This window comes from Candidatus Thermoplasmatota archaeon (assembly GCA_029907305.1).
Classification (GTDB): Archaea; Thermoplasmatota; E2; order DHVEG-1; family DHVEG-1; genus JARYMC01.
Genome location: JARYMC010000123.1, coordinates 1 through 2535, shown reverse-complemented (window position 1 = coordinate 2535; position 2535 = coordinate 1). Strand labels below are relative to the sequence as shown.

General features: G+C 36.4%; 3 protein-coding genes. 2 read left to right on the top strand and 1 reads right to left on the bottom strand.

Annotated features, from left to right (window positions below; genetic code table 11):
* Positions 1–56: 56 nt before the first annotated feature.
* Positions 57–902, bottom strand: a complete 846-nt coding sequence (nadC, locus tag QHH19_07185) for a carboxylating nicotinate-nucleotide diphosphorylase (protein MDH7518103.1) — start codon at positions 900–902, stop codon at positions 57–59.
* A 51-nt stretch (positions 903–953) separates the two neighbouring features.
* Between nadC and QHH19_07180 the strand changes: the two genes are divergently transcribed.
* Both QHH19_07180 and tgtA read left to right on the top strand, forming a co-directional pair.
* Positions 954–1718, top strand: a complete 765-nt coding sequence (locus QHH19_07180) for an aspartate dehydrogenase (GenBank protein MDH7518102.1) — start codon at positions 954–956, stop codon at positions 1716–1718.
* 60 nt (positions 1719–1778) lie between these two features.
* On the top strand, positions 1779–2535 hold a 757-nt coding region (gene tgtA / locus QHH19_07175), incomplete at its 3' end, for a tRNA guanosine(15) transglycosylase TgtA (GenBank protein ID MDH7518101.1).

Sequence of the window (2535 nt, the reverse complement as noted above, 5' to 3'; positions counted from 1 at the left end):
CAGGATTCACTGATCATATTTGGACAATTAATGAGGTGATGAACTATAAAATTTAATCATTTTATGACACTAGGAAAAATTCTAATCTCCAAAGAAAAATCCCTACTCCTAATAGAATGGGTTAGATAACCAAGGGAGATACGATCAGCAAAAGAAGCATACCTCTCTATATTCCCACGGGTTATACCACCAGATACCTCAATTAAAACATCTGGGTTAACACGCCTTATTTTCTCAGCAACAACCTTACCTGACTTAGCATCAAAGTTATCGAGCATGATAACATCAACATTCATTTTCGCAGCAACAAGGGCATCCTCTTCGTTTTCCACCTCGACCTCTACAACCTTATTTTTAATTTTTTCTTTAACTTTTTTTATTGCTTTTTCAACAGAACCAACAACTCTCAGGTGATTATCTTTTATCATCACTGCATCATACAAACCAAATCTATGAGGCTCCCCTCCACCAATGACAACAGCTTTTTTTTCATATTTACGGAAACCAGGGGTTGTTTTTCTTGTTGCAGCTATAGTAACATTTGGGTTGATTTTTCTACATAAATCCACAAGTGTTTTAGTTTCCGTTGCAATACCACTCATCCTACCTATCATGTTTAGTGCTAACCGCTCACCCTTAAGAATAGAACGAACAGGACCCCTGATTTTTGCTACCGCTGTACCTTTTTTAACAAAAACACCATCATCTAATGCTAATGTTGCCTCAGCACCAGTTTTTTGAAAAACCTTTTTTGCTTCCTCAAGACCAGCGACAACACAATCCTCTTTTGCTATAATCTCAGCATAAGCGGTTTCATCAGTAAATAAGGAATCGGATGTTATATCCCCCTCTTCTCCAAGATCTTCCTTTAAAAACCTGTCTATATCGTCTATATCATCCATAGTATAATACTTTTTATAGTAAAGCCTGTTTTAAGTTTTTGGGAGACCACCATGAAACTTGGCATTATAGGTTGTGGCGCTATAGGAACAGATGTAGCAAAAGCAGCAGATAAAATGAAAGAAATACAGAAAATTTACCTTTTTGACATAAACAAATCTGCATCAGAGAAACTATCTAAGGAGTTAAATAAAGCACAGATAAAAAACGTGGAAGATTTTTTAGATGATGTTGACGTTGTTTTCGAAGCAGCATCACAGCAAGCCGTAACCCAGTATGGATTAAAAATATTAAACGCGGGAAAAGATTTAGTTATAATGAGCCTTGGTAGTTTATTTGATGATAAATTCAGAAAAAAGTTAGAGGATGCATCTCGAAAAAATGGATGTAAGATATATCTACCATCTGGTGCAGTATGTGGTATAGATGGTGTTTTAGCTGCAAGCATGGAAAAACTTGATAGCGTTACTCTTGTCACAACAAAACCTCCTGAGTCATTAGATGTAAAGGTAGATAAACGAACAATTATTTTCAGAGGAAATGCACGCGAAGCTGTTAAAAAATTCCCGAAAAACATCAATGTTGCAGCATGCCTCTCTCTAGCTGGTTTAGGTTTTGATAAAACCAAAGTAGAAATTGTTGCAGACCCTGTTGAAACAAGGAATAACCACAAGATACTTGCACATGGGAGATTTGGTAGATTACGCGCTGAAGTAGAAAATATGCCTAACCCAAATAACCCTAAGTCTAGCTATATGGCGTCGCTATCCGCTATTGCTATATTACGTAGGATCGTTGACCCTATACAGATAGGTTAAAAAAATTTTTATAATAAAAACTAAATAATATAGTTTCCTCTTTTATGAGAGGTTTCTGAAATGATGTTTGAAATCAAAGAAAGGGACGCAGCTGGGCGTTTATGTAAATTTACAACTAAACATGGAACTGTTACAACACCAAATCTCATGCCAGTGATTAACCCAAACAAGATGCTAATCAGCCCAAAAGAAATGAAAAAACTTTTTGGCACTGAGATAGTAATCACCAACTCGTACATAATTAAAAAAGATGAGAAATTAAGAGAGAAAGCCTTAAAACAAGGGGTTCACAAACTCATAGATTTTGATGGCCCGATTATGACAGATTCTGGTACTTTTCAAAGCTATATGTATGGTGACATTAAAATCAACCCGGTTGAGATCGTGAGATTTCAACGTGACATAGGCAGCGACATCGGAACCATATTGGATGTCTTCGGTAAACCTGATCAAACAAAAAAAGAGGCTGAAAAAAGCGTAAAGGAAACAATTGTTCGTGCAAAAAAAAGTATACCTGAAAAAGGTGGTATGCTTCTAGCCTGCACAGTTCAGGGATCTGTTTATTCCGATTTAAGGGAAAAATGCGCTAAAGAACTAAGCCGGTTAGATGCGGATTTTTTTCCAATTGGTGGTGTTGTACCATTGATGGAAAATCAGAGATACACTGATCTTGTGAGATGTATCTTGTCAGCTAAAAGAGGTTTGAATCCTTCAAAACCAGTTCATTTATTTGGTGCAGGTCATCCACTTATTTTTCCATTAGCAGTTGCCTTAGGATGCGATTTTTTTGATTCATCAGCTTATGCAAAATATGCAA

Coding starts and splice junctions, on each gene's coding strand:
- nadC (MDH7518103.1), bottom strand. CDS start 902: ATGGATGATATAGACGATATAGACAGGTTTTTAAAGGAAGATCTTGGA.
- QHH19_07180 (MDH7518102.1), top strand. CDS start 954: ATGAAACTTGGCATTATAGGTTGTGGCGCTATAGGAACAGATGTAGCA.